We start from the raw sequence: 23,334 nt of genomic DNA, 5'->3' as shown, positions 1-23,334 counted from the left end.
CGGCTACTAATAGAGTAAAGCCATTTCCATGAAAAATGGCCAGCCAGTTTTATTCTGGCTGACCTCATAATACGAAACAGCGAAGATCTTAGGGACACCGACCGAGACGGAATGCAAAAAGCGAAACACGCCTTTAAGCGTCCACCTCTGAAACACATCCTGAACGAACCACTTTGGACGCGGTTTCGCTTTTTGCATGGAGTCGTGCAGAGGGTCCCCCAGGGGGTGGCCCTAGAAGCTGAGCGTTTTCTCCTGTTTCCTCCCCACCACTACAGCGAGTACAAAGTGTTTTGACGATCCAGAAAAGAGAGAGTAAACTGGCTACAGGAATTATTCCAAACATTAACGCTTGACACAAGGAGGGTTATTCTGATGCTTTCGACTCTGTTTCGGCGGAAGTGGACGACAGTCGATTACGTCCTGATCGTTGTCACCGCCGCGCTCTACGCTGTTGCCATTATTATGCTTGCCAATATCAAGCTCATACCTTCCGTACCGATCCGTCCTGCCAATGCCCTTCAGCCTGTTTTTGGCATGTTATTCGGCTTGCCCGGATGCATTGGTCTTGCCTTTGGAAATATGGTCAGCGATTTGTTAACCGGAAGCGCACCGCCTCACGCGATCGCGGTCGGTTTCTTTTCCAATTTTATGGGGGGCTTTATCGGGTTGCTTGCTGTGAGTCACCCTGCACTGAAAACAAAGCGGAGCGTGCTTCAATACATCGTGTTTGTCGTCATTATCAGCTCTGCAGTAGTAGCATGCGCGATTTTGATTAACGTGGCGCTGGGCCTGACACCAAAAGAAGTGGCGGTCTGGTACATCCCGACCGTATTCTTGAACCAAGCGATTTCGACGGCAATTCTGGGGCCGATCCTCTTGAAGCTGCTATATCCATTTGTGAAGCGCTCTGGACTCTATCGAGGCCGTTCCTTGCAGGATTTCAACTACCTCGGGAATGAAAGCAGGATGGCAAGGTGAATACAGAACCATTGCTGCAAGTAAACGGAGTCAATTGGCACTATGAAGAGGGGGCAGCTCCCGCGTTGACGGACATTCAGCTGTCGCTCTATCCAGGGGAAGTGGTGGGAGTTGTCGGACCTGCTGCTGCAGGGAAAACGACGCTGCTACTGACGCTGTCTGGTCTGATTCCGTCTAACTACGGCGGACATTTCGTGGGGAGTGTCGAGTCCAAGAGCGAGCAAGGAATCGTTTTTCAGGACCCGGAAACCCAGTTCATCGGCCTGACCGTTGAAGAGGAGCTTGCCTTCTCGCTTGAGAATGCTGGGTGGTCGGACGAGCGAATTGAAAAACGAATGGCAGAGGTACTGGACCTCATCGGATTGAACGGCTTTGCTGATCGTTCGCCTCTTGAGCTGTCAGGGGGAGAAAAGCAGCGGGTAGCGATTGCATCCGCTCTCTCCCATAGTCCGCAGGTTCTCATTTTGGATGAGCCTACTTCTGAGCTGGACCCGGTGGGGGCGCGGGAGGTCTTCTCGCTTCTTTCACGGCTCAAGCAGGAAAAGGAAATGACAATTGTGGTATCGTCCCATGCGACAGAAGAACTCGCAGCTTTTTGTGATCGGATGATCCTGATTGCAGGTGGGAAAATCGTTTTGGACCAGCCGACTCGCCCATTTTTTGCCCAAGTGGACGTGCTGGACGAGCATGGCATTTTGGTTCCCGATGTCATCCGACTCTATCATACGCTGTGTCAGGAGGGAGTTATGTCGGAGTCTTTTGCTGGTGTGCCTCTGACTGTTGAGGAGCTGGCCCTTCACTACAAGAGGGCACAGCTCGTTCGGGAGGGGAGCCAGTGAGTAGTGTCATTGCGTTCGATGAAGTCTGGTATGGCTATGAAAAGGAAAAACCGGTGCTGAAGGGCGTTTCTCTCCAAATCCGACAGGGAGAGTTCGTCGCCATCATCGGAGGAAACGGCTCTGGCAAAACGACGTTGGCCAAGCACTGCAACGGTTTGTACAAGCCGACACAGGGCGCAGTTAAAGTGAATGGTCACGATACCAAAGCAATGAACGTCGCGCAGCTATCGAGAACGGTTGCGTATTGCTATCAAAATCCCGATCATCAAATCTTTCATTCGACCATAAAAGCAGAAGTAGCATTCGGCCCCAAAAACATGGGCTGGCCGCCTGAGAAAATCGAGCAAGCAGTCTCGGAGGCATTGGCAGCAGTAGGGTTATCCGACAAGGGCGACGAGGAGACTCATTTTTCGAGTAAAGGCACACGTCAAAAGATTGCGGTGGCGTCGATCTTGGCGATGAAGCCGCAAGTGATCGTGCTAGATGAGCCTACGACGGGTCTCGATTACCGAGGCATGCAAGAAATGATGGAGCTGGTGCGGCGGTTGCACGCAGAAGGCCATACCATCATCGTCATTACACATGATATGCGCCTGGTAGCGGAGTACGCCCAGCGAGTGATTGTCATGCATAAAGGGAGTCTGTTATGTGAAGGTGATCCACAGCACGTATTTTCGATGCCGCAAGTATTAGTGGCAGCCCAAGTAGAAGCACCCGCCATTTATCGTTTCGGAAAAGCTGTGGGGATTCATGAGCCAGTTCCACTCACGTTGACAGGGATGAAAAAACAGCTGCTGGGAGAGGGGAACTAAGATGAAGAATGCCCATCCGAGCTATGCTCTGCTTGTATTTTTGTTGCTGGGCTTGCTTCCTTTTTTATTCCAGGACCCGCGCGCGCTTATCATCCTGTTGGTGATAAACATCGTGCTGATTGCCAAGCTGGGCTGGGAGCGTTCTATGATAAAAGCGTATGTATTGGTTGGTGGAATCGGTTCTTGCTTTGCAGTGATTACGTGGCTGCCGTTTACCAGCGTGGGCAATCCATACTGGAGCAGCACGATCCCCCTGATTCACTATCCCGTCCAAATTACTGATGTGGGTGTGTTATGGGCCTTGGGCATGGGACTTCGCCTGGCAAATGTAGCGTTATTATCGATGTATTATATGTTTACGACAACGCCCAGAGAAATGGCAATGGGACTTCGCGGGATTGGTGTTCCGTTTTCGATTAGCTATTTGCTTTCCCTCATTTTTCGCTTTATCCCACTCGTCAAAAATGATTTGGCTGTTATTCGGGAAGCACAGATGGTACGGGGGATGTCCACGAGTGAAGGGAATGTGCCAGAGCGCATCAGGAAGTACAGCTACTTGCTCGCACCGCTCATTTTCAGCTCACTCAAGCGTGTGCAATTGATAGCGAATGCATTGGATGCCAAAGGCTTTCGCATGCGTAATAGTCAGCACCGGTTTTATCGCAGCAAACGCTGGAAAATGACAGAAGTCATTACGCTGGTGGCAGGGGTTTGTATCGTCGCGGTCCTGTTTTACATTGCGAGACTACATCCAGATCATATTGGCGTGCTGATTCCGGGGCGTATTTAGTAAGGAGACAACAAAATGGACAAAGCGCTGTTTTCACATGTCAATCGTTTACAGGTAGAAGGGGGCGTGCTGGAGTACGGCGTAACAGGAAGGCCTACTGCATTTGTACTGCTACTCCTGCACGGCATTCGGAACACCAAGCTGTTGTTTGCGCCCATCCTGCCAGCGTTGGCAGAGCGCTTTCGGGTAATTGCTGTGGATGTCCGCGGTCATGGGAATTCTGTGAGCGAGGGGTCCTATTCGTTTGAGCAGATCGTAAAGGACTTGATTCAACTCCTGGATGCAGAACAGCTCGAACGCGTGACGATTCTCGCTGCTTCCTTCTCTGCCGTGCCTGCCCAGATGCTTGCGATTCGCGAGCCCGAGCGTGTTACCTCGCTTATCCTGCTGGATGGTGGCTATTATTCCTTGGGAGAAATGCCTGGATTCAATCGAGAAAAGGTCGTCATGAGGTTGGCTACCACGAGGTTTTCTTCCGTGGAGGAAGCGGAGCGGCAGTTCGCAGAGCGATATGGTACGAGAGTAATGCCAGAAGGCTGGATGCGCGAGGAGCTTTTGAAAATGGCTGACGGCAGCTACGGATACCGATTGCCGAAGGAGGCGTTCTCGGCTTATTTTCAAGAGTACAGCATCCATAGCCAACCCGGATTGTTCCAACAGCTGGCATGCCCCGTGCTTTTACTGCTGGCTGATGACAGGTCAATGTCAAAAGAGGAGCAGCAGTTTCATCGAGAGGCAGTTACCAAGTATCAGGAGATTGTGCAGCAAGCAAAGGTGAAAATGATACCGGAAGCCCAGCATTTGCTGATGGTGACGCATCCGGATGAGACAGTGAACGAAATCCATGATTTTTTATCGTAAGGAAGAAAGGGACAAGCCAGATGCTTGTCCCTTTTTCTATGTTTACCGCTTTGCTTCCCGCATAAGCACGTTCAGTTGGTCTGCCATTGCTTTACCCTGCTTTTGATCCTTCATCTGCTTTTTCACATGTTCTAGCGCCTTGATGCCTTTTTGCGAGGACACGATCCTTACGGGTGTATCGGTTCCGTAGATGCGTTCGACTTGAGCGCGTGCTTGTGCGAATGTGCTTTGACGATCGCTCGTCCCTAATGTACCTGCGGTTTGGCCTCCTGTTTTTGTATGGGCAGCATCATGTCCTCGACTGGAGCTTCCCGAGTAGCTGCTGATGAGATGGGATTGCATTGGGTCCATTTGATTGATCGACTGTGTATTGGCGGTAGAAGGGGCCAAGTAGATCGCATCGTTTACGATCAGTGCTTGCACGCCGTGAACGCCTGATGCCTTTAATTGGGCTTCGAGCTTCGTAGAAGGACCGCCAGTGTGCAGGTGTGAGCTGCCCATGGAGCTGTAGAGAGCATTGCCCATTCCGCTATACGTCTGGCCCTGCGAATTTGTCGTGAATTTCTTATCGCGATCCACGCTTGGGATAACCGTTGCGTCATTTGGGGATTGCGCCAATGACTGAGTACGTGCTGGCGGATTTGGCGTTGGAGCCGGAGCCGCTTGATTCATACAGGCTGTCAAAAGAAGTACAGCACCTAATCCTGCGGTTCCCACCCATGTGTTGAAGTGCTTCATCACGATCCCTCCAAGTCTTCCTACCTAGATAAACATATCCTTTGTTCGCCGCATGAAGTTATGAGTGGAGCATGTTGGAAAAATTTCTGATAACGGTGATTATCTTATGGAAAAAATGCGCAAACCAATGGAAAGAAATCACTGGAGGTGGTAGATTTGGCAGAATCAAACAACATGAATGAGCAGCCCGTATCCCGAAGAAACTTTTTGAAAAACTCCGGTCTCGTGCTCGGTAGTTTGGTCGTGGGGGGAGTAGCAGGGAGCTTGCTCCGCAGACCAGAGCCTCCACCGCAGCCAGAAGCAACACCAGCTCCTGCTGCCGATTACAATCAGGCGCTTATGTTTTTTACTCCCGAACAATTTAAGGTGGTGGATGCCGCCTGTGAGCGGATTTTTCCTGAGGATGAGCTAGGCCCAGGAGCTAAGGCACTTGGTGCAGCTTATTTCATCGACCACCAGCTAGCGGGTGATTGGGGCTTCAATGCCCGTGAATACATGCAAGCCCCCTTTTATCCGGGGGAGATCACGCAGGGCTACCAAGGACGGTTAAAACGAAGGGAAATATTCGATATCGGTATTCAAGAGATGAACAACTACAGTAACAGTACCCACGGAAAACGGTTTTACGAGCTCCCGGCGGAACAGCAGGATGCCGTTTTAAAGGCTTTTGAAACCGATGAAGTAAAATTGACGACCATTTCCGCCAGCACTTTTTTCACTATGCTTCGTGCCAGCACGATTGAAGGCGTCTATGCAGACCCGTTGTACGGCGGCAATAAAAATATGGGTGGCTGGAAAATGAAGAATTTCCCAGGCAATCAGATGACCTATACGCAGGTGATCGATAAGCCGGAGTTCGTAAAGATGGCTCCCTTAAGTCTGCGGGATCATCAACAACATTAAGGGAGGATGATAGCTATGGCCAAAAAGTTGCCCAAGGTTGACGTCGTCATTGTGGGGGTGGGCTGGGGAGGAGGCATTATCGCTTCCGAGCTTACCAAGCAAGGCCTGAGCGTCGTAGGATTAGAGCGTGGGAAGGAACGCAAAACCGAAGACTACTTCATGGTACACGATGAATTGCGCTACGCCCTCCGTTATGAAATGATGCAAGATTTGTCCAAGGAAACGATCACGTTTCGCGGTAAAATGAACGTTCGCGCGCTTCCCATGCGGTCATACGGTTCTTTTCTGCTCGGGACAGGACTCGGGGGAGCTGGCGTCCACTGGAACGGACAAACCTTTCGCTTCTTGCCGTATGATTTCGAAATCCGCAGCAAGACGATTGAACGTTATGGCGCACAGAAAATACCGGAGGGAATGACCATCCAGGATTGGGGGATTACCTACGATCAACTGGAGCCGTACTTTGATAAATTCGAAAAGATGGCAGGTATCGCAGGTGAGGAGAATCCTTTGGGTGGAAAACGCTCCAGTCCTTATCCGGTACCTCCGATGATTAGCACACCGAGCATGAAATTGTTTGCGGAAGCGGCGAAGAAGAAAAACCTGCATCCATTCGTCGTGCCATCGGCAAACCTCTCGCAAGCGTATACGAACCCGGACGGAGTGGCACGAGCAGCTTGTCAGTACTGCGGCTTCTGTGAACGGTTTGGCTGTGAGTACGGAGCAAAAGCTGACCCGGTGGTGACCGTCATTCCTGTAGCCAAGAAGACAGGAAAGTTTGAAATTCGTACGCATTCCCATGTCCGCAGAATTTTACATACGGGTAAAAAGGCGACAGGTGTCTTGTATACGGATGTCACGACTGGAGAGGAATTCGAACAGCCCGCCGATATCGTGGTGATGACCAGCTATGTATTCAACAATACGCGAATCCTGCTCATGTCCAAGCTGGGGAAGCCGTATGATCCTGCAACGGGAAAAGGCGTAATCGGTAAAAACTACGCCTACCAGGTCATGAGAGGAGGAGCAGTCGGCTTCTTCGACGACAAGGAATTTAACAATTTCGCGGGAGCAGGATCGTTGGGAATGTGTCTGGATGACTACAACGGTGATAACTTTGACCACTCTGATTTGAAGTTTATCCATGGCGCGAATATCGCGGTCACACAAACCGGATTCCGACCAATCGGCACGAATAAGGTACCACCGGGAACGCCCAGCTGGGGAAAAGAATACAAGGCTGCATCGATCAAATACACGAATCGGTTCATATCCGTAGGTGCACAAGGAGCTTCCATGCCATTTCGACAGCACTTCCTTGATCTGGACCCGACGTATAAGGATGCATTTGGCGATCCGTTGATGCGCATTACGTATGATTTCGTCGATCAGGACAGGGAGTTGGCTGCTTTCTGCGCCGATAAGTGCGCGGAAATTGTCAAAGAGATGGGGGCGAACGAGAAACTCGAAATCAACCGCAAGCTCGGACCGTACGATATCACTCCATATCAATCGACTCATAATACCGGTGGCGTCATCATGGGCGCCTCTCCAGAAACCTCGGCAGTCAACAACTACTTGCAGATGTGGGATGCGGAAAACGTATTTGTCGTTGGAGCTTCTGCCTTTGCGCACAATAGCGGCTACAATCCGACTGGGACGATGGGTGCGCTCTCCTATCGAGCGGCAGAAGGCATTTTGAAATACAGAAAAAGCGCGGGTGGCATGCTCGTATAAGCAGTTTTTCTAGTTATGCAAAACTTCATTGCAACTATGCGAAAAGTCGTTGGGGCAACTAACGGCTTTTTTTCGTGGATTTGAAAAAGTTCATTTGCATGCTTGCGAATGGCTGGGGGCAATGAAAAGGGAAAGTGCTGAAATCATGCGGTTTCTCGTGTTGGCATGCTCCTTGCTATATCCTTTGGTAACAGCTTAAAGCAAAAGGGAGAGACGAGAATGACGACAAACAAATGGAAGATGGACACCACCATTATTCATACAGCACAAGAGCCTTGCCAAAAGACGGGAGCCGTCGTGTCCGCGGTCGTACCTGCCGTGGCCTACGCATTTCCTGATGCAGACTCCGCTGCGGCGTGTGTGGCTGGCGAGCGGGAAGGAACGTACTACGGAAGATACGGCAATCCTACAATTACAACCTTGGAGCAAAAAATCGCCGTGCTGGAAAATGGTGAAGCTGCGCTTGGAGTAAGCAGCGGGATGGCAGCCATCTCGGGCTCGTTGCTCGCCTTTTTGAAGCAGGGCGATCATGTCGTGTGTACGCGAGATGTGTACGGAGGCAGCTACAAGTTTCTGACCACAATGGCCCCGCGCTATGGCATTGCGACGGACTTCGTCGATTGTACGGATTTGCAGGCAGTCGAGCGAGCTTTTTTGCCGAACACAAAGGTGCTGTACATCGAGACACCATCGAACCCGTGCCTGACCGTGTTGGATATTGAAGCGTTGTCTCGTTTGGCGCACGCACACGGCGTGGTGGTAATCGTCGACAACACCTTCCTCACACCATATTTGCAACGACCGCTTGAACTAGGTGCGGATATCGTTGTGCATAGCGCCACCAAATATTTGAACGGACATGGCGATGTCATCGCGGGCTTCATCATTGGGAAGCAGGAGCACATCCAGTTCATGCGCAAAAACGTCATGGGAGACTTGGGGCAAAATTTGAACGCATGGGATGCTTTCTTGATCCTGCGCGGGTTGAAGACACTTGGCTTGCGCGTCAAACAGCATGGGCAAAACGCTCAGGCTGTGGCGGAGTTTTTGGCCCAGCATCCGGCGATCTCGCATGTCTACTATCCAGGTCTTCCATCGCATCCTCAGCATGAGCTGGCCAAACGCCAAATGGCTGGAATGGGCGGGATCGTTTCCTTTGAAGTAAAGGGTGGCTACGAGGCAGCCAAATCTTTCATTAACGCACTACGCTTGGCTATGATATCGTTTAGTTTAGGAGATCCCGAGACGCTGGTACAGCATCCTGCCTCGATGACGCATTCCTCGATCCCTGCCTGCGAGCGGGTCAAGTTCAACATCACGGACGGCCTGATTCGCTTATCAACTGGTTTGGAGGATGTGGAGGATATCATCGCCGATTTGGAGCAGGCGCTAGCTAGCCTGCCAATGGCAGCAGCTGCTATGGGATAAAGGCACGTGAAACAGGAGGATTTGGCATGACAGAATTTTCCCGGATTGAGGAATTCATTCAATCGTACGCCGACAATATTTCCAAGGTTCTGGGACTCGATGTCACCATCCTGGATGAACAAGGGATACGTGTGAGCGGGACCGGCTACTATCAGGAGCTGATTGGATTGCCTGCGCCGGAGGGATCGTTTTTTCGAATGATCCTGCAGACCGGACAGCCGGGAATGATTTTTGACATGAAGAAGAACGAGTCGGAGTGTGGAAATTGCAAGTTTTTGCAGCAATGCCGGGAGCTAGCGACGATTGGATTTCCCGTGCACAAACGGGAGAAGACGGTAGGGGTCATCGGCATTATCGGCTTTTCTCCTGAGCAAAAAGAAAAGATGCTGCACCATTCGGAAAAATGGATGCCGTTTTTGCAGCATACGAGCTCCCTGATTGCGCACAAGCTGCTGGAGCTGGATGCGGAACGGGAGAAGAGCTGTAACATCCAGGAGGAAATGCCGCAGGCTTCGCTCCATCCGGTGTATTTCGCCCAGCTCATTGGTGCAGAGACAGGCTTGCGCGATGTGATTGCCAAGGCAAAAAAAGTGTCGAACAGCATTTCCACCGTTTTGATCCGTGGAGAGAGCGGGACGGGCAAGGAGCTGTTGGCAAAAGCCATTCACTGCGAGAGTGGGCGGAGCAGACAGCCGTTTGTCGCCGTCAACTGTGCGGCGATACCCGAGACCTTGTTAGAAAGCGAATTGTTCGGGTACGAGGGCGGTGCATTCACAGGCTCCAGACGCGAAGGGAAGCCGGGAAAATTTGAGCTTGCTCATAAAGGAACGATTTTTCTGGATGAAGTAGGCGATATTCCGTTGTCTCTCCAGCCCAAGCTGTTGCGCGTTCTTCAGGAAAAAACAGTCGATCGGGTAGGCGGCGTGAAGACGCTGGGCGTGGATATACGTGTCATTGCTGCTACACATCGAGATTTGGAGAGCATGGTGAGGGAAGGGACGTTTCGCGAGGATCTGTATTACCGACTAAATGTCATACCGCTGCGGTTGAAGCCGTTGCGCGAACGCCCGGAGGATATTGCACTTTACCTCCAGCACTTCTTGTATCGATACGGGACGCTGCTGCAAAAAGGCAGGCTGGAGCTTGAAGCCCAGCTCGTCCAACGACTGCAAGCATACGAATGGCCGGGGAATATTCGTCAGCTGGAAAATGCCGTCGAGTATATGGTCAACATGGCGGAGGGGCAAGTCATCGGCAGTGAAGAGCTCCCGGAGTATTTGCTGTCCGAGGATGAAGCGACGACAGTAGGCAACGATTGGGGATTGGAAAAGCTGGTGGCAGATTATGAACGCTCCATTCTCCAGCGCTATTTGAACGCAGGCAAGTATGGACAGGACAAGGCCGCGATTGCCAATGAGCTGCAAATCAGCTTGTCGACCTTGTACCGGAAGATGGAGAAGTACGGTTTGGTAAAATAAAAAAACAGCCTGGATGGATCGGAGTTTTCCGAGGTCCGGGCTGTTTTGTTTGTATTTACGAAGGCTGCGGTTCTTTTTTCGCTTTCAGCTCGTAATGGCCGGTTTTGCCGCTAATGTACCACTCAGGGGTTGTTTCTTCACGTGCTTGGCGGTGACCTTCCAGATGAACATCACTCAGCTCCCACTGTTTCCACGCTTCTTTTGATTCCCAGCGGATCATGACGACCACTTCTTCTTCACCTTTGCGTGGCTTCTGTACCAGCACGCTCAAGTCTACAAAACCAGGAGCCTTCTCAACAGCGCCAGGCTCGGTAAAGCCTTGTACGATTTTGTCAGAATGACCTTCCTGGACGACGTATGTTTTTATCTCCATCATCATGAGTGCAACACTCCTTATCTCACGTTTCCCTACCTTTTCATATTATTGAGAGGAATTATCATTGTCAACCAAATATTAGAAAATGGTAGGGTGCGAAGAGTGCTTAGCTTTCAACGGTGACCTCTTTTTTAGGGGTAGCAAAAATATCAATTCCACGTTCCAGTAGGGTTTCCACCGCTTCGCGAACAGGCAGAAGAGGTAGTTGCATTTCATCGGCTACGGCCGCTTCTAAATCAGAGAGTGTGTGGAGGGGCATTATTTGATCGGTTCTATCTGAATAGCCGATGTGGAGCGTGTTGTTTTTGAGGACCACGAAGCGATCTTGGTCCAGCTGAAAACGATGAATATGAAGTCGATTTAAGAAGAAGGCGTCTGGTAAAAAAGAGGAGCGGATGACTTCGGACAAGTCAGATAGCTCTTTTCGCTCATTCGGATCAAAATCCCAAGGAGGAAGTGCGACTTTTCCGTTCTCATATCGAGTGAAGCGATAGTGATCAGGGTGATCGGGACTTTTGGTCAAACTCATGGAAACAGTGCCAAAACTTCTGGTATGATTCCCGTCTTCCAGAAAATGAATCGGTTCAAAGATCGGAGCGGTAGCACCCGTATCTACATAGACAGGTGTTTCTCCTGTGTTCGGACCATCGATCAGGATGGCTGCATGCCCACCGCCTGGCAAGATCAGCTGACCGTAGAATCCGAGAGCTCGAAGCAGAGAGAGAAAGCTGTGATTGTTGGCGTAGCATGTGCCACCGAAATGACGGTGAATCGCATTGTGCACATATTCCTCAGGGGTCGGTACCACATGTTTTCCGTCACGGAAGAAGAGCAGCTTGCTTACATTTTCATAAGGGAAGGTCTGCAAATGCGCGCGACAGAGCTCACTGAGATAAGAGAGACTAGGGGACTTGCGGTCTAGCTGTAGACGTTGAAGGTATAAACTCGCCCAGTTCGGTAAGGTAGACATAAACAAGTTCACTCCTTATATAAAATAAATAGTAAATTAAAATGTATATTAAGTGTCGGTAGAGAGATCGTATCACAAGGGACAAGTGGTAATCAATCTAAATTTTCCCAAGAAACAAAAAAGGCACCGGAAGGATATCCTCCGGTGCTAGCGGGTCCCTAGTCCGCTGTCTTTTTCGTACGAATAGATAAGTGCAAAAGAATTATAACAACGACTTAATTTCCCCGGTATTCGGGTTCACTACGAACCAGCCATACGTACTGGTGTAGCTGTCGCCAGATTGGAAGTTATTCACGACCGTTTGGTACACTTGGATGACATAGTGCCCTTTTTCGTCGTCATGAGCGTACTCGACTACATGTGTCGGTGTGAGCTTGCCAGCGAATTTCTTTTTCACCAGCTCGATCGCTTCCATTTTGGAGTACATTTTTGCTGTTGGAATTTTACCGATGAAAATCGATTTGGTTCTCGCATCGTAAATGACCGGTTTGTTCAGGTTCTCTGCTACGAAGCGGATGGGCACATAGACGGAGTTTTTGTACATGATGCCTTGTACGTCACTGTTTGGTGATTTCGGCAACCCGTCAAAGTAGTAGGTGAACGGTGTTTTCATTCCTTCTTCCGCGTCTGGAAAAGCGGGTGCTGCAATTGCAATTCCGGAAAAGAGAACCGAACCTACAACAATGCCCCCCAAAAATGACTTGATGTCCCATTTCATGATGTGAAACCCTCTCCCTTTCTCTTTTCTCTAAATCTTCCCAGCAATCATTATGTCAAAGATCATAGGAGAAAAGCTATCAAACGAGGGTACTAGGAAACAAAGACTAGGAATCATGGGAAAGTTAGGACCAATTGAAAAGAGTCCTAGTTCTCGAATCCGTGGTTCAGGGATCGCAAGGTTTGTGGTAAGGTAGAAAAAAACAGCGGACAAGGTGAGGATCATGACTACGATATTGCAAAATGACTGGGCCCCCGTATTGGCCGATGAGTTCGACAAGCCGTATTATGTACAGCTTCGTCAGACGTTGAAGGAAGAGTATCAGACGCAGACGATCTATCCAGATATGTATCATATATTCACAGCACTGCACCTGACTGAATATCAGAATGCAAAGGTTGTGATTTTGGGGCAGGACCCGTATCACGGTCCGGGACAAGCACATGGATTGAGTTTTTCGGTCAAGCCGGGAATCAAGCCGCCGCCGTCACTGGTCAACATCTACAAAGAGCTGCGAAGTGATGTGGGGTTTGAAATTCCCCAACACGGTTACCTGAACCATTGGGCCAAGCAAGGTGTCATGCTGTTGAACACCGTTCTGACTGTTCGTCGTGGCACGCCCAATTCACATAAGGATATTGGCTGGGAGACGTTTACGGATCGGATTATTCATCTGTTGAACGACCGGGAGACACCGCTCGTTTTCATCCTGTGGGGGAAGCATGCGCAGGAGAAAGCGTCATTCATTGATCGAAACAAGCATTTCGTCATCGCCTCCCCGCATCCGAGTCCATTTTCGGCGAATCGCGGCTTTTTTGGCAGCCGTCCTTTTTCGCGTACGAATGAATTTTTGCGCTCCCGCGGGATTCAGGAGATTGATTGGCAATTGCCTCTGCAGGCAGAGGAAGAATAGCCTGGAATATGTAAACGCAGACTTTATAGGATTGGACATTCAGTTTATACGGAGAAGGCTGATCATTCCAAGTTGTAAAAGGCATAGCTGGTAAGAAGAAAAAGCACAGGGCTCGTAGACCTTGACAGCGCCCACCCAGTCGGAACTTCCAAAAGGGGACCACGGTTGTCGAACACTTCTTCCTTGAGAAACTTCCGCCCGTAGGGTGGCTTTGGCTCGACGGTCGCCTTTTGGAAGTGGAGACGGCCAGTGAATCACCCCTGCTGGCGTGTCAGAGTCGAAGAGAACTGTGCTTTTTCTTCTCCTCCACTATGTTGACTCAAACCAGAAGGCCCTTCATCGGGCTTTCTTAATCAGTCTTTACTTTTTATAACGAGCAGCTGACCAGTTCGAATCGTGATCGTTCCCGTCTGTTCCGTTAGTAAATTGCTGATGCCAAGTGTATCACCGACGCGTAGTGTGGCGTCTTCCAACGGATATAGAAAACCTTCCAAGGTAATCCCTGTCACTTCCGGTGTAAAAGGCAGAAGGGAGACGTGATCAAAATGATCTTGTTCTACCTTACAGCGGCGGTCAATCAGGCGGATTTCGTTGGTTTCATCGAGGATACGGCAGTCGATTCCAGTCTGCAAACATTTGTGCAGCAAGTGTACGTTCGCCAGCATATGGTCAAAGCGAGAGCCTAGCACACCGAGCAGCACAATTTCTTGGGGCTTTTGCTCGATTGCCCAAGAAAGGGCCATCTCTGTATCAGTTAAATCTTTCATAACGGGATCGCAGGAGGAGACTTGCACACTGTGGCGTTCAATTTCATCCATTTCCTGGGTGCTGACAGAATCGAAGTCACCGATAGACAGTTTTGGCACGAAACCGTTGCGGACGAGGTACAAGGCACCTCTGTCAACACCGACGAGCCAATCGTTCTCGTGAATCTCACGGTTCGCCCAGTTGCCCAGATTGCCTCCAGCGAATAGTAGGATGCGAGTAGGTTTCATGCTACGGCCACCTTTTTTCTATTTGAATAAAACCTCTATGTAGGAATCTATGAGCGAAATGTGCTCTGACAAGCGAGGCGATAGCCTGTAGCGAGTTTTTCTCCCAGCTTTGCTTTTTCCTGTCCGGTAGGGGTGTCGAGTAGTGATTCACCCGCTATGATTTGTACACTGCACTTGCCGCAGTGGCCTTGCTGACATTTGTAAGCGATGGGCTGATCTTGTGTGAGTGCAGCTTGTAATAGTGTTTGACAGGGAGCGTACTGGACCTGCATCGTTTGTGAGCGTTGTTTCAGCTGTACGAGCTTTTGCTCTGTTTTGGGGCGAGCCGAGCTTGCATTTGATTTTTTCAACGCCGTGTTCACGAGAACGGGAGCTGGACTCGACATCTGTACGTCAGTTCGTCCAGAAATGAGCGAGCCGACTGTAAGCTGTTTGCGCATAGGAACCTCCCGAGTAAGTGATTTTTTTTATCTTATCATGTCAGACATGCGGGTGACAAAGCCGGGAGTAAGCATTCAAAACTGATTGAATTTTTAGATTTTATCAATTAAAATTATTTTATCAAGAATCAGGAAGGTGATACCATGATTACCATCAAACGGATGAGTGACTGTACCTTTGCAGAAGTAACCAAAGCGTGGAACAGAGGATTTGAAGGCTATTTTATTGAGTTTACGATGACAGAAGAAATGCTTGTTCAGCGGCTGGGGGGCGAGGGGTATGTGCTGTCCCTGTCTGTGGTTGCTTTTGACGGCACAGAGCCGATTGGCGTAGTGGCTAGCGGAATGAGGACAATCGCGGGGCGAAAAGTCGCGTGGAATGGTGGAACGGGTGTCGCCACGGAATACCGCCGTCAAGGAGTAGGGAAGCAACTGATGGATGCGACATTGGATGTATACCGGGAGGCTGGTGTAGAAGTAGCTACCTTGGAGGCGTTGAGCCAAAATACCAAAGCGATTGCCTTGTATGAGCAAAAAGGCTATGAAGTCGTGGATCGGTTGTTGTTTTTGCAGCAGAATGGGCCGCTGGCAGAGAATGCATTTCAGACAAATTTACAGGCTGATTATCAGGTTCGGCGCATTTTGGCACCGGAAGCCGCCATGCTCCCGTTTTACGTGACCGATGTCCCTTGGCAAAATTATTGGCTGAACTTACGGGATGCACAGGCCGTACTCGTAGAAGACAGAGAGGGTCAGGCGGTCGGCTATGCGATGTACAAGTGTTCGGTAAACGAAGAAGACAAGGTGAGCGGGATTGTGCTGCGACAGTGTGTAGCACAGCCAGAGCGTCCTGATGCACAAGACATTTTGAAAACCGCGCTTGCGCATGTGTATGGCCCTCTTGAGCACGATTGCCGCAGGTCTACTTTTAATTTGCGAGCATCAGATACCTCGCTTGTCGACATATTGGAAGCCGCGGGATTCGTTCCTTCCGAGACGGAGCAGGTGTATATGGTCAAGCAGATGGAAGCGGCAAAAATCCCTGTTGTGTAGGGAAATAGAAAACGTTCCCGTCAGTGTTGGCAGTTCGTGCAGGCAAAAACTTTGCGGGAGGAGAGCTCGCTTTTTTCGATCGGCTGTCCACAGCGTGGGCAAGGCTCTCCACCGCGATCGTACACCTTGCAGCGCTCATCGAAGCCGCCTGTCAAGGAATCGCCGGAGTAAAGCGGCTGCATGTAACCGCCGAATCGAATGGCTTCTTGTAGAACGGTTTGCATGGAATGGTACAAGCGTTTTTGTTCCTCAAGAGAAAGCGTCGGGATCATCCGGGTAGGCAGGATGGCTGCATGAAAGCAGATTTCGTCCGCATAGCAGTTGCCGATACCCGCCAGCCAATGCTGATTGACTAGCGCAGTTTTGAGGACGCTCCGCTTGTCAGCGAGCAGCTCTGTAAAGCGGGTGAAGGTAAAGGTCGGGTCTAATGGCTCGGGGCCGAGTGGAGCCAGTTTTTCGTCGATCTGGTCATTGGTGAGCAAATGCAGGTAGCCTAAGCGGAGACCGTGAAAATATAAGATCAGTTCTCCAAAGGAAAGAGTCACCTGGGCGGTTCTCTTCAGCTTGTCTTCTGCGGAGCCCAGGTATAGAAAGCCACCTAGCATCAGGTGAAGCAGCAGAACATGCCCGCTTTCCAGATGGAAAAGGAGATGCTTGGCGCGTCGGTCCACAAGAGTCAGGCGATTGCCTTGTAAAAGACGAGCAAATTCCGCTGGTGGCAAGTTGATCGTTTTTTCCCGCTGAACGTGGGTGGCTGTAATCGTTTTGCCACCGATTCTCTCTTGCAGCAATCGGCGATAGGTCTCCATCTCAGGCAATTCCGGCACGCTACTTCTCCTCCCGTACGCAAGGCTTTTCGTAGGATTTCCCATAAGAATGATTCACATGCCGTACCCGTCACTGTTTTTCGGTGATGGGTCGTTTCAATTTAGACAAGTTTACCAACGCTATTACCAATTGGGGTAATATAATATGTAAGGTAGTAGGATGAGGGCATTGCCCAAGGATTATTGGACGGACAGGAGATTATATATGCAAAAAGTAGAATTGATCGCTACGGCGACTTTTGGTTTGGAATCAGTAGTAGCAGAAGAAGTGAAGGCTCTCGGATATGGGCCTGTACAGGTGGAAAACGGGAAAGTAACGTTTACGGCAGATATTTCTGCCATTCCTCGCACAAATTTGTGGTTACGAACTGCCGACCGCGTGCGTCTTAAGATAGGGGAGTTCAAAGCGACTACGTTTGACGAGCTGTTTGAAAAGACAAAAGCACTACCTTGGGCCGATTGGATCACAGAAGACGCGACGTTTCCTGTGGAAGGGAAATCAGTGAAATCTACCTTGTTCAGTGTGCCGGATTGCCAGGCCATCGTGAAAAAAGCAGTGGTAGAAAGTCTGAAAAAGACCTACAAGAAGGAATGGTTCGATGAGCAAGGACCGCTTTACAAGATCGAGGTAGCACTCCTTAAGGATGTGGCGACGCTGACGATTGATACGTCAGGACCGGGCTTGCACAAGCGTGGCTACCGGGAACTCATCGGGCAAGCGCCTTTGAAGGAAACCATGGCTGCGGCGATGATTATGCTGTCTCGCTGGAAGCCGGATCGGGTATTCATGGACCCATTCTGTGGATCGGGAACCATTCCGATTGAGGCGGCACTGATCGGACAAAACATCGCTCCGGGAATGAACCGGGAATTTGTTTCCGAGACGTGGCCTATTATTCCGAAGACAGCTTGGCGTGAGGCTCGCGCTGAAACGCATGATTTGGCACGTTATGATCAAAAGCTGGAGATTATCGGGACAGATATGGATGATGAGATCCTGAAAATTGCGCGCCGCAATGCGACAGAGGCCGGTGTGGACGACCTGATTCATTTTCAGCGCATGGATGTGCGCGATGTTCGCACCAAGCGCAAGTACGGCTATTTGATTTGCAACCCACCTTACGGGGAGCGCTTGGGAGAATGGAAGCAGGTTGCCAAAATGTATGGCGAAATGGGGAAAACCTTTGCTGCCATGGATACGTGGTCTTTCTACGTTATTACGTCGGACGAACAGTTTGAGGAGCATTTTGGTCGAACAGCGAGCAAAAAACGCAAGCTCTACAACGGGAATATCAAGGTAGATTACTATCAGTTTTTCGGACCGAGACCGCCGCGCGGGCCACTGGTTACCACGACCGAATAGACATAAAGGTGATGTTCAAAAAGTCGTCTTTTCAGCACCGAGAAAGTGGCGAGAACCTGAAGAAGGAGGAGCGGAGTGTAGAGAATCTACATGAGCACCGGACTTTGAAGGTGAACGTTACTTTCGATGCTGAAATCGCTATCAGGACTACTTCGTGATCAAAAGATGACTTTTTGAACTACCTCGTAAAGAAGGGGCATAATTGGAGGAGAAAATGCAATGAGTAAGAAACGATTCGGGAGCAGAATGCTGGCCGTATTATTGGCTGCGTCCACATTGCTGGTCCAAAGTGCGCCGCTGACTCATGCTGCGACAGAGCCAGAGAAGCCGGCCGTGGAGAGCGAGAAACCAGCAGAAGAGACGAAGAAACCAGCAGAAGAGACCAAGAAGCTGGAGGATCAGTTCAAAAAACAAGAAGAAGAGCGCACGGAGTTTACGGATTTGGGCAACAGCTACGCCCGTGATGCAATAAACAGACTGGCCGCTCTTCATATGATCAGTGGTCAGGGAGATAACCGCTTCAACCCGCAGAACACGATTTCTCGTCAGGATGTTGCGGTGTTGCTGACCAAGGTTATCGGTCTTCAACCAACAGAGATCGAGGAAGCAGTTTTTGATGACGTGCCATTGGAGAGTGCTTATGCACCGTACGTATACGGACTCTCTGAGCTTGGCGTGATGAACGGCAAAAGTGAGCATACGATGGGTGCAATAGACCCGCTTACCCGGCAAGAGCTGGCTGTCATGCTGTCTCGTTTGATGAAAGAGGGTTCCGTGACGAAAGCAGCGGCCCAGACTTCTGTCACATACAGCGATGAAGCAGAGATCGCAGACTACGCCAAAACAGCGGTGGAAGAAGTGACGAATCAGCGCTGGATGCAAGGCGCAGGCGGCAAGTTTAATCCGACAGGAACCGTCACGCGTGCAGAGGCTGCTGTGATCGCTGAGCGCGTTTTGGATGCACGCTACCAACAAGCAGAACAGGTGAACTACAAAGTAGATGTAGAGCAGTTGAGCTTGACTGCTGGCACGAGCCAACGCTTAAAGGTAAGCAGTGTGGGCGGAGCTGAGCTGCCATTTACGCCTATTTTCGCGTTTGATCGTCCCGAGCTGGGATCGGTTCGTGCGGACGGAACCTTCGTAGCAGGTTCAACTCCGGGAAAAGGGAATCTTACGGTTACAGTAGGCTACAAAACGACTACGATTCCTGTAGAGATCAAGGATGCAGGCAAGACAGCAGCGGCTTCATCCACAGAAACAGCTACAAAAACAGAGGAAACAAAGACGGTAGTGGATGGAGAAAAAGCTCAGACAGACCCGGCAACGTCTGAGACAGATGAAACGAAGCCAAATGATTCGGAAGAAGAGGCTGAGGAGCCAGCCAAGAAGGACGAATTGGTCAATATCGCACCAGGCAGTTATACATCGGTTACTACTTTTGGAACGCCAGACTCGTATTTCCAAGAGCTGGAGAAGCAGTATCCGGGTCCAGTAGGCGGGCTTGTTACGCCTACAGAAGATTGGACGGGGTACCACCGCCAGTTTGGGCGCAAGGTGACCGTTGAGCTCGACGAGGCGAAGCCATTGGAGAGAGTTGCGCTGACGTTTAAGCAGCAGAAGACCTCGGGCATCACGATGCCAGAATATATGGAAGTTGAGGTATCGCGTGACGGAAAAGTGTGGTCGTATGCGGGGAGAGCCGTTCACGATGTTTCCGCCAAAGAGGACAAGCTGGTTACACGCACATTGAGCGTGACATTGCCTGACGTCAACACTCGCTATGTCCGGGTATCATTCCCGGTGAAAGTATTCACGTTTGCTCGTCAGCTGGAGGTATGGGCAAAAGCTGACAGTGAGTGGAACGATGGCGCTGTCTTGCTGCCGCCGCCAAACCCGGCGAAGCTGGAAGAAGACAAACAAGCAGGGCGCCGTGTAGAAAATATGCTGCTCGTATATACCGGGGAGCATGGCGAACTCGGGACATGGACCAAAGAGGATTTCCTCCCGATGGTTGGCTACCGCACCGTAGATGGTTATATGCGCGATCAAATGTTTGATACGATTCTTTTCCTGCCGTATCAGACTATTCCTGCCACCAAGGAAAGCTGGACAAAGTATATGAATGATTTGTTTGGCTCGAACAAGCAGCTAGATGCGCTCAACCAGGCGATGAGAGAGTATAACCGTTTGCGTGGTACGCTGTATACGACACCAACTCAGGAGAATGTCGTGTTGGCGTTGCCGTATCCGAATGCCAATCAGACCAACTTTGGTCAACTGGATGAAAAGAAGCCTTCCCTTTCGTTCAATCCGGCAGGAATCGGGGAAGAGCAAGCATATCAGAACCGCAAAGCAGCACTTGAATGGTACTTCCAGGAGCTGATGAAGCGTTGGAACAAGGAAGAATACGCTTATCTGAAGCTGGAAGGCATCTATTGGTTCCATGAGCTGGTTGAGGATAGTGCGCCGAAAGAACGCCAACTGATTCGCGACATGGGAAGCATGGTGCATGACGAAGCGTTGCGCTACTATTGGATTCCGTATTTCGGTGCACCAGGCGTGTCCGAGTGGAAATCTCTTTATTTCGATAAGGCGTTCCTGCAGCCGAGCTATTACAGCGACAAGCCGGTGGGAATTGACCGTATCCAAGGGGTACTGGATGTTGTCAAGAAGTACGACATGGACATCGAGATCGAAGGCGACTGGAAGATGTACAATGATCCGAAGTTCTATCAAACCTACTACAATCAGCTAGTTGCCACCCACAAGCTGGGGATGGATAAAAACAACGTACACGCTTACTACTTCGGTTCCAAGACACTGCTTGAGTCTATCAAGAGTACGGACCCGGTCAAGCGCGCCATCTATGACGATACGTACAAATGGATGCGTGGTCGTTTTGACCGAGATGAGTTCTACGAGGGCAGCGAGATGCCGTAGTAAAAGGAAAAGAGTCTGTTTCCCGCTTTTGTGGGGAGACAGACTCTTTTTTGGTCAGTAGCACTAAGCATGAGCGGAGGAATTTTTCTCGATCGTTTGTCTGTACATGACAAGCAAATCACGCAATACGGCCTCTCTCATGGAGTGGAGGCGCGGGCAAGGGTGATAGTAGTCCATTCCATTGGAGCATCGCTTGCCAAAGGTCGGAATTCCAGCAGCGAGGATTTGTCTGTTCCACATTTCCTTGAGTGAAGAAAAATGCTGCCATGAGCGCCTTTGTAGACATCCCCATCCGAGCAGTAGCCAAGGGTGCTTTTGCAGCTCTTGAATCGATACGAGTTGGGATGCGAGTGTTGTTTCTCCTTCCTCGATCAATTGCTCCAAACGAGGTATGGCATCCACGGAAGAGGTGTTTTGCACGGAAAACAGGTTGTAAATGTGCAATCTGCCAGTCAAGGCTCGTCCTTCATAGATCGACTCTGTCAGCCGAATCAATTGCTGCATGGTCGGATCAAGCGTGGTTTGCCCCATGACAGTATGGTTGGGTGCAGGTCTTTCCCGGGAGAGCTTGGCCGCACCAGGATTGAGCAAAAGACAGCTCCCTAAAGAAGGCTGGGCAGAACAATCAGATCCCCATTGAATATAAGTGGAAGTACGGTATACGACTCCCCGTTGTTTTCGAAATGTCGCGAAGGCTTTCGGCTGATTCAATCGTTTCCCCTCCCTGCATACATATCTACTACCCAGTTATATGCAAGGAGGGGATTTGCTAGTACGGACATGCTCTAGCTCGATTCTTTCACACCAATCATCCGGAACAGAATGATATACAGATAAGCACTGACTAAGGTTAATCCGAGGATGACTCCGAATACGCCAACAGGAGCGAGCCATTGGGATAGACCAATCGTCAGAGGAGCGATGAAGCGCCCGATCGAGAACTGCAAGGACGAAGCTCCCATATATTGACCGCGGGCATCCTCCGGTGAGTATTTACTGATGAAGCTTTGGGCGACTGGCGTGCGCATCAGCTCACCGAAAGTCAAAATCGCCATACAGCCGAACAGGAGCCAAATATTCGTCGTAAATGCCATCAAGAACAGGCCGAGACCGAATAAGATCGAGGAGATGACGAGGCTATTGCGATCGCTCCAGTTTTCGAACCAGCGTGTGACCGGCAGTGTAAACAGAACTACCAAAAAGCCGTTTAGGGCCATGAGCCAGCCGAATGCACTGGTTCCGCCAACAGAATAAGACCAGTTACCCCACGATAATAATGGCTGCTGCATGACATGCTCTTTGACATACAACGCCATGTAAATATCCAGCTGCATGAATCCGATGGCAATCAAAACCCCTGCGCCAATGTATAGGGCAAATGCTTTATCTCGGAAAATAATGGCGTAACTTTTGAATTGCTGAGTTAGAGAAAAACGCTCTTTTGCCTTTTCTTGTCGGACCTGCTCAGGCAGTGTTTCTTTGATCAGGAAAAAGACTGTGATCACAAAGAGCAACTCCACGATGGTACAGAACAGCAGTAGCTGCGGGCGATAATGGACAAAGAAGACAGAGCCCAGAACGGGACCAGCGACCACTCCGACGTTCATCGCTGTGTAAAAGGTTGCAAAAACGATTCGACGATCCTCTTCCGTGGTCAAATCAGCTACCATAGCGGAGCTGGCAGGCCAGTAGAGAGCGCCAGCAATCCCGATACCGATGAAGGCAATATAGTCGACCCAAGGGGACGGTGAGAAAGCAAACAGCGCGAACATCACCGTCGATGTACAGAGCGAGAGCAGCATGGTGAATTTGCGTCCTACCCGGTCAGCCAAATATCCTCCAAACAGATTGGACAGCATCCCGAGCAGCGGCGGCACCATCAAGAGCAGCCCGGCTACGTCCTTCCCAAACGTATCGCTAAAATAAATCGCCATAAACGGAAAGTACATCCAAAAGAAGGTGTGCGTGATCAATTCGCCAAACAGACGTACCTTCAAATTAAGATCCCACGAACGCCAAATCATGACACAAATTCCTCCATTCATTTCTGCAGGTGCCTTGACCTCGATTGCCTTCTTGGGAAAATGGCATGTAAAAAAGCGCAAACGGGATAGAGACGGTGCTCTTCCGCTTGCGCTTTATCAGACGATACAAGGGTGGCGGGAAATAACCCGT

Annotated in this window: 22 protein-coding genes; 13 read left to right on the top strand and 9 right to left on the bottom strand. The window is 50.2% G+C overall.

Annotated features, from left to right (window positions below):
• Positions 1-372: 372 nt before the first annotated feature.
• Genes AB1L17_RS23870 through AB1L17_RS23850 form a run of 5 tightly spaced genes read left to right on the top strand, consistent with a single transcriptional unit; the run spans position 373 to position 4,280 of the window.
• On the top strand, positions 373-978 hold the full coding sequence (locus AB1L17_RS23870; RefSeq protein WP_412847547.1) for a QueT transporter family protein: 606 nt from the start codon (positions 373-375) through the stop codon (positions 976-978).
• On the top strand, positions 975-1,817 hold the full coding sequence (locus AB1L17_RS23865) for an energy-coupling factor ABC transporter ATP-binding protein (RefSeq protein WP_412847548.1): 843 nt from the start codon (positions 975-977) through the stop codon (positions 1,815-1,817). The genes AB1L17_RS23870 and AB1L17_RS23865 overlap by 4 nt, the downstream gene beginning before the upstream one ends.
• Positions 1,814-2,629: an energy-coupling factor ABC transporter ATP-binding protein gene (locus AB1L17_RS23860; protein ID WP_412847549.1), complete on the top strand. Its 816-nt coding sequence runs from the start codon at positions 1,814-1,816 to the stop codon at positions 2,627-2,629. The genes AB1L17_RS23865 and AB1L17_RS23860 overlap by 4 nt, the downstream gene beginning before the upstream one ends.
• A gap of 1 nt (position 2,630) precedes the next feature.
• Positions 2,631-3,419 (top strand): energy-coupling factor transporter transmembrane component T, encoded by a 789-nt coding sequence (locus tag AB1L17_RS23855; protein ID WP_412847550.1) that lies wholly within the window; start codon positions 2,631-2,633, stop codon positions 3,417-3,419.
• Positions 3,420-3,434: 15 nt separating this feature from the next.
• Positions 3,435-4,280 carry an alpha/beta fold hydrolase gene (locus AB1L17_RS23850; RefSeq protein WP_412847551.1) on the top strand — a complete coding sequence of 282 codons (846 nt, stop codon included), beginning with the start codon at positions 3,435-3,437 and terminating at the stop codon, positions 4,278-4,280.
• 42 nt (positions 4,281-4,322) lie between these two features.
• Here AB1L17_RS23850 and AB1L17_RS23845 read toward each other — a convergent pair whose 3' ends face one another.
• Positions 4,323-5,018: a hypothetical protein gene (locus tag AB1L17_RS23845; protein ID WP_412847552.1), complete on the bottom strand. Its 696-nt coding sequence runs from the start codon at positions 5,016-5,018 to the stop codon at positions 4,323-4,325.
• Between the two features lie 147 nt (positions 5,019-5,165).
• Here AB1L17_RS23845 and AB1L17_RS23840 point away from each other — a divergent pair, with 147 nt between their 5' ends.
• The 4 genes from AB1L17_RS23840 (at position 5,166) to AB1L17_RS23825 (ending at position 10,564) form a co-directional block, all read left to right on the top strand.
• Positions 5,166-5,921: a gluconate 2-dehydrogenase subunit 3 family protein gene (locus AB1L17_RS23840; protein WP_412847553.1), complete on the top strand. Its 756-nt coding sequence runs from the start codon at positions 5,166-5,168 to the stop codon at positions 5,919-5,921.
• A 15-nt stretch (positions 5,922-5,936) separates the two neighbouring features.
• Positions 5,937-7,658 carry a GMC family oxidoreductase gene (locus tag AB1L17_RS23835; protein ID WP_412847554.1) on the top strand — a complete coding sequence of 574 codons (1,722 nt, stop codon included), beginning with the start codon at positions 5,937-5,939 and terminating at the stop codon, positions 7,656-7,658.
• Positions 7,659-7,877: 219 nt separating this feature from the next.
• Complete coding sequence (locus AB1L17_RS23830; protein ID WP_412847555.1) at positions 7,878-9,086, top strand: trans-sulfuration enzyme family protein; 1,209 nt, start codon at positions 7,878-7,880, stop codon at positions 9,084-9,086.
• A 26-nt stretch (positions 9,087-9,112) separates the two neighbouring features.
• On the top strand, positions 9,113-10,564 hold the full coding sequence (locus tag AB1L17_RS23825; RefSeq protein ID WP_412847556.1) for a sigma-54 interaction domain-containing protein: 1,452 nt from the start codon (positions 9,113-9,115) through the stop codon (positions 10,562-10,564).
• A 55-nt stretch (positions 10,565-10,619) separates the two neighbouring features.
• Here AB1L17_RS23825 and AB1L17_RS23820 read toward each other — a convergent pair whose 3' ends face one another.
• The 3 genes from AB1L17_RS23820 to AB1L17_RS23810 all read right to left on the bottom strand — a co-directional run bounded on the left by AB1L17_RS23820 (position 10,620) and on the right by AB1L17_RS23810 (position 12,628).
• Positions 10,620-10,943, bottom strand: a complete 324-nt coding sequence (locus AB1L17_RS23820; RefSeq protein ID WP_412847557.1) for an antibiotic biosynthesis monooxygenase family protein — start codon at positions 10,941-10,943, stop codon at positions 10,620-10,622.
• A 103-nt stretch (positions 10,944-11,046) separates the two neighbouring features.
• Entirely contained in the window at positions 11,047-11,910 is an 864-nt protein-coding gene (locus tag AB1L17_RS23815) for an arylamine N-acetyltransferase (protein ID WP_412847558.1), read from the bottom strand.
• 202 nt (positions 11,911-12,112) lie between these two features.
• Complete coding sequence (locus AB1L17_RS23810) at positions 12,113-12,628, bottom strand: stalk domain-containing protein (protein ID WP_412847559.1); 516 nt, start codon at positions 12,626-12,628, stop codon at positions 12,113-12,115.
• Between the two features lie 223 nt (positions 12,629-12,851).
• Here AB1L17_RS23810 and AB1L17_RS23805 point away from each other — a divergent pair, with 223 nt between their 5' ends.
• Positions 12,852-13,541: a uracil-DNA glycosylase gene (locus tag AB1L17_RS23805; protein ID WP_412847560.1), complete on the top strand. Its 690-nt coding sequence runs from the start codon at positions 12,852-12,854 to the stop codon at positions 13,539-13,541.
• A gap of 353 nt (positions 13,542-13,894) precedes the next feature.
• On the opposite strand, the gene AB1L17_RS23800 is transcribed toward AB1L17_RS23805, so the two are convergent.
• Both AB1L17_RS23800 and AB1L17_RS23795 read right to left on the bottom strand, forming a co-directional pair.
• Positions 13,895-14,536, bottom strand: a complete 642-nt coding sequence (locus AB1L17_RS23800) for a thiamine diphosphokinase (protein WP_412847561.1) — start codon at positions 14,534-14,536, stop codon at positions 13,895-13,897.
• A gap of 47 nt (positions 14,537-14,583) precedes the next feature.
• Positions 14,584-14,976: a 2Fe-2S iron-sulfur cluster-binding protein gene (locus AB1L17_RS23795; RefSeq protein WP_412847562.1), complete on the bottom strand. Its 393-nt coding sequence runs from the start codon at positions 14,974-14,976 to the stop codon at positions 14,584-14,586.
• A gap of 144 nt (positions 14,977-15,120) precedes the next feature.
• Between AB1L17_RS23795 and AB1L17_RS23790 the strand changes: the two genes are divergently transcribed.
• Positions 15,121-16,029: a GNAT family N-acetyltransferase gene (locus AB1L17_RS23790; protein ID WP_412847563.1), complete on the top strand. Its 909-nt coding sequence runs from the start codon at positions 15,121-15,123 to the stop codon at positions 16,027-16,029.
• 20 nt (positions 16,030-16,049) lie between these two features.
• Here the strand turns inward: AB1L17_RS23790 and AB1L17_RS23785 are convergent, their stop codons facing one another.
• Positions 16,050-16,856: an Fpg/Nei family DNA glycosylase gene (locus AB1L17_RS23785; RefSeq protein ID WP_412847564.1), complete on the bottom strand. Its 807-nt coding sequence runs from the start codon at positions 16,854-16,856 to the stop codon at positions 16,050-16,052.
• A 205-nt stretch (positions 16,857-17,061) separates the two neighbouring features.
• On the opposite strand from AB1L17_RS23785, the gene AB1L17_RS23780 reads away from it, so the two are divergent.
• Both AB1L17_RS23780 and AB1L17_RS23775 read left to right on the top strand, forming a co-directional pair.
• Complete coding sequence (locus tag AB1L17_RS23780; RefSeq protein WP_412847565.1) at positions 17,062-18,219, top strand: THUMP domain-containing class I SAM-dependent RNA methyltransferase; 1,158 nt, start codon at positions 17,062-17,064, stop codon at positions 18,217-18,219.
• Positions 18,220-18,438: 219 nt separating this feature from the next.
• Complete coding sequence (locus AB1L17_RS23775) at positions 18,439-21,159, top strand: DUF4855 domain-containing protein (RefSeq protein WP_412847566.1); 2,721 nt, start codon at positions 18,439-18,441, stop codon at positions 21,157-21,159.
• 63 nt (positions 21,160-21,222) lie between these two features.
• On the opposite strand, the gene AB1L17_RS23770 is transcribed toward AB1L17_RS23775, so the two are convergent.
• Both AB1L17_RS23770 and AB1L17_RS23765 read right to left on the bottom strand, forming a co-directional pair.
• Positions 21,223-21,870 (bottom strand): hypothetical protein, encoded by a 648-nt coding sequence (locus AB1L17_RS23770; RefSeq protein ID WP_412847567.1) that lies wholly within the window; start codon positions 21,868-21,870, stop codon positions 21,223-21,225.
• A gap of 74 nt (positions 21,871-21,944) precedes the next feature.
• Positions 21,945-23,183 (bottom strand): MDR family MFS transporter, encoded by a 1,239-nt coding sequence (locus tag AB1L17_RS23765; RefSeq protein WP_412847568.1) that lies wholly within the window; start codon positions 23,181-23,183, stop codon positions 21,945-21,947.
• Positions 23,184-23,334: the final 151 nt, after the last annotated feature.

The sequence above is a fragment of the Brevibacillus jepli genome (assembly GCF_047229145.1).
GTDB lineage: Bacteria > Bacillota > Bacilli > Brevibacillales > Brevibacillaceae > Brevibacillus.
Note: the sequence above shows the minus strand (reverse complement) of the source record. Positions and strands in the feature narration are given on the sequence as shown.

Bases quoted from the DNA above. Each gene is read 5' to 3' on its own strand.
- AB1L17_RS23825 (WP_412847556.1), top strand. From the start codon at position 9,113: ATGACAGAATTTTCCCGGATTGAGGAATTCATTCAATCGTACGCCGAC.
- AB1L17_RS23830 (WP_412847555.1), top strand. From the start codon at position 7,878: ATGACGACAAACAAATGGAAGATGGACACCACCATTATTCATACAGCA.
- AB1L17_RS23795 (WP_412847562.1), bottom strand. From the start codon at position 14,976: ATGCGCAAACAGCTTACAGTCGGCTCGCTCATTTCTGGACGAACTGAC.
- AB1L17_RS23845 (WP_412847552.1), bottom strand. From the start codon at position 5,018: ATGAAGCACTTCAACACATGGGTGGGAACCGCAGGATTAGGTGCTGTA.
- AB1L17_RS23810 (WP_412847559.1), bottom strand. From the start codon at position 12,628: ATGAAATGGGACATCAAGTCATTTTTGGGGGGCATTGTTGTAGGTTCG.
- AB1L17_RS23775 (WP_412847566.1), top strand. From the start codon at position 18,439: ATGAGTAAGAAACGATTCGGGAGCAGAATGCTGGCCGTATTATTGGCT.
- AB1L17_RS23815 (WP_412847558.1), bottom strand. From the start codon at position 11,910: ATGTCTACCTTACCGAACTGGGCGAGTTTATACCTTCAACGTCTACAG.
- AB1L17_RS23820 (WP_412847557.1), bottom strand. From the start codon at position 10,943: ATGATGATGGAGATAAAAACATACGTCGTCCAGGAAGGTCATTCTGAC.
- AB1L17_RS23855 (WP_412847550.1), top strand. From the start codon at position 2,631: ATGAAGAATGCCCATCCGAGCTATGCTCTGCTTGTATTTTTGTTGCTG.
- AB1L17_RS23850 (WP_412847551.1), top strand. From the start codon at position 3,435: ATGGACAAAGCGCTGTTTTCACATGTCAATCGTTTACAGGTAGAAGGG.
- AB1L17_RS23800 (WP_412847561.1), bottom strand. From the start codon at position 14,536: ATGAAACCTACTCGCATCCTACTATTCGCTGGAGGCAATCTGGGCAAC.
- AB1L17_RS23805 (WP_412847560.1), top strand. From the start codon at position 12,852: ATGACTACGATATTGCAAAATGACTGGGCCCCCGTATTGGCCGATGAG.
- AB1L17_RS23780 (WP_412847565.1), top strand. From the start codon at position 17,062: ATGCAAAAAGTAGAATTGATCGCTACGGCGACTTTTGGTTTGGAATCA.
- AB1L17_RS23790 (WP_412847563.1), top strand. From the start codon at position 15,121: ATGATTACCATCAAACGGATGAGTGACTGTACCTTTGCAGAAGTAACC.
- AB1L17_RS23835 (WP_412847554.1), top strand. From the start codon at position 5,937: ATGGCCAAAAAGTTGCCCAAGGTTGACGTCGTCATTGTGGGGGTGGGC.
- AB1L17_RS23870 (WP_412847547.1), top strand. From the start codon at position 373: ATGCTTTCGACTCTGTTTCGGCGGAAGTGGACGACAGTCGATTACGTC.
- AB1L17_RS23765 (WP_412847568.1), bottom strand. From the start codon at position 23,183: ATGATTTGGCGTTCGTGGGATCTTAATTTGAAGGTACGTCTGTTTGGC.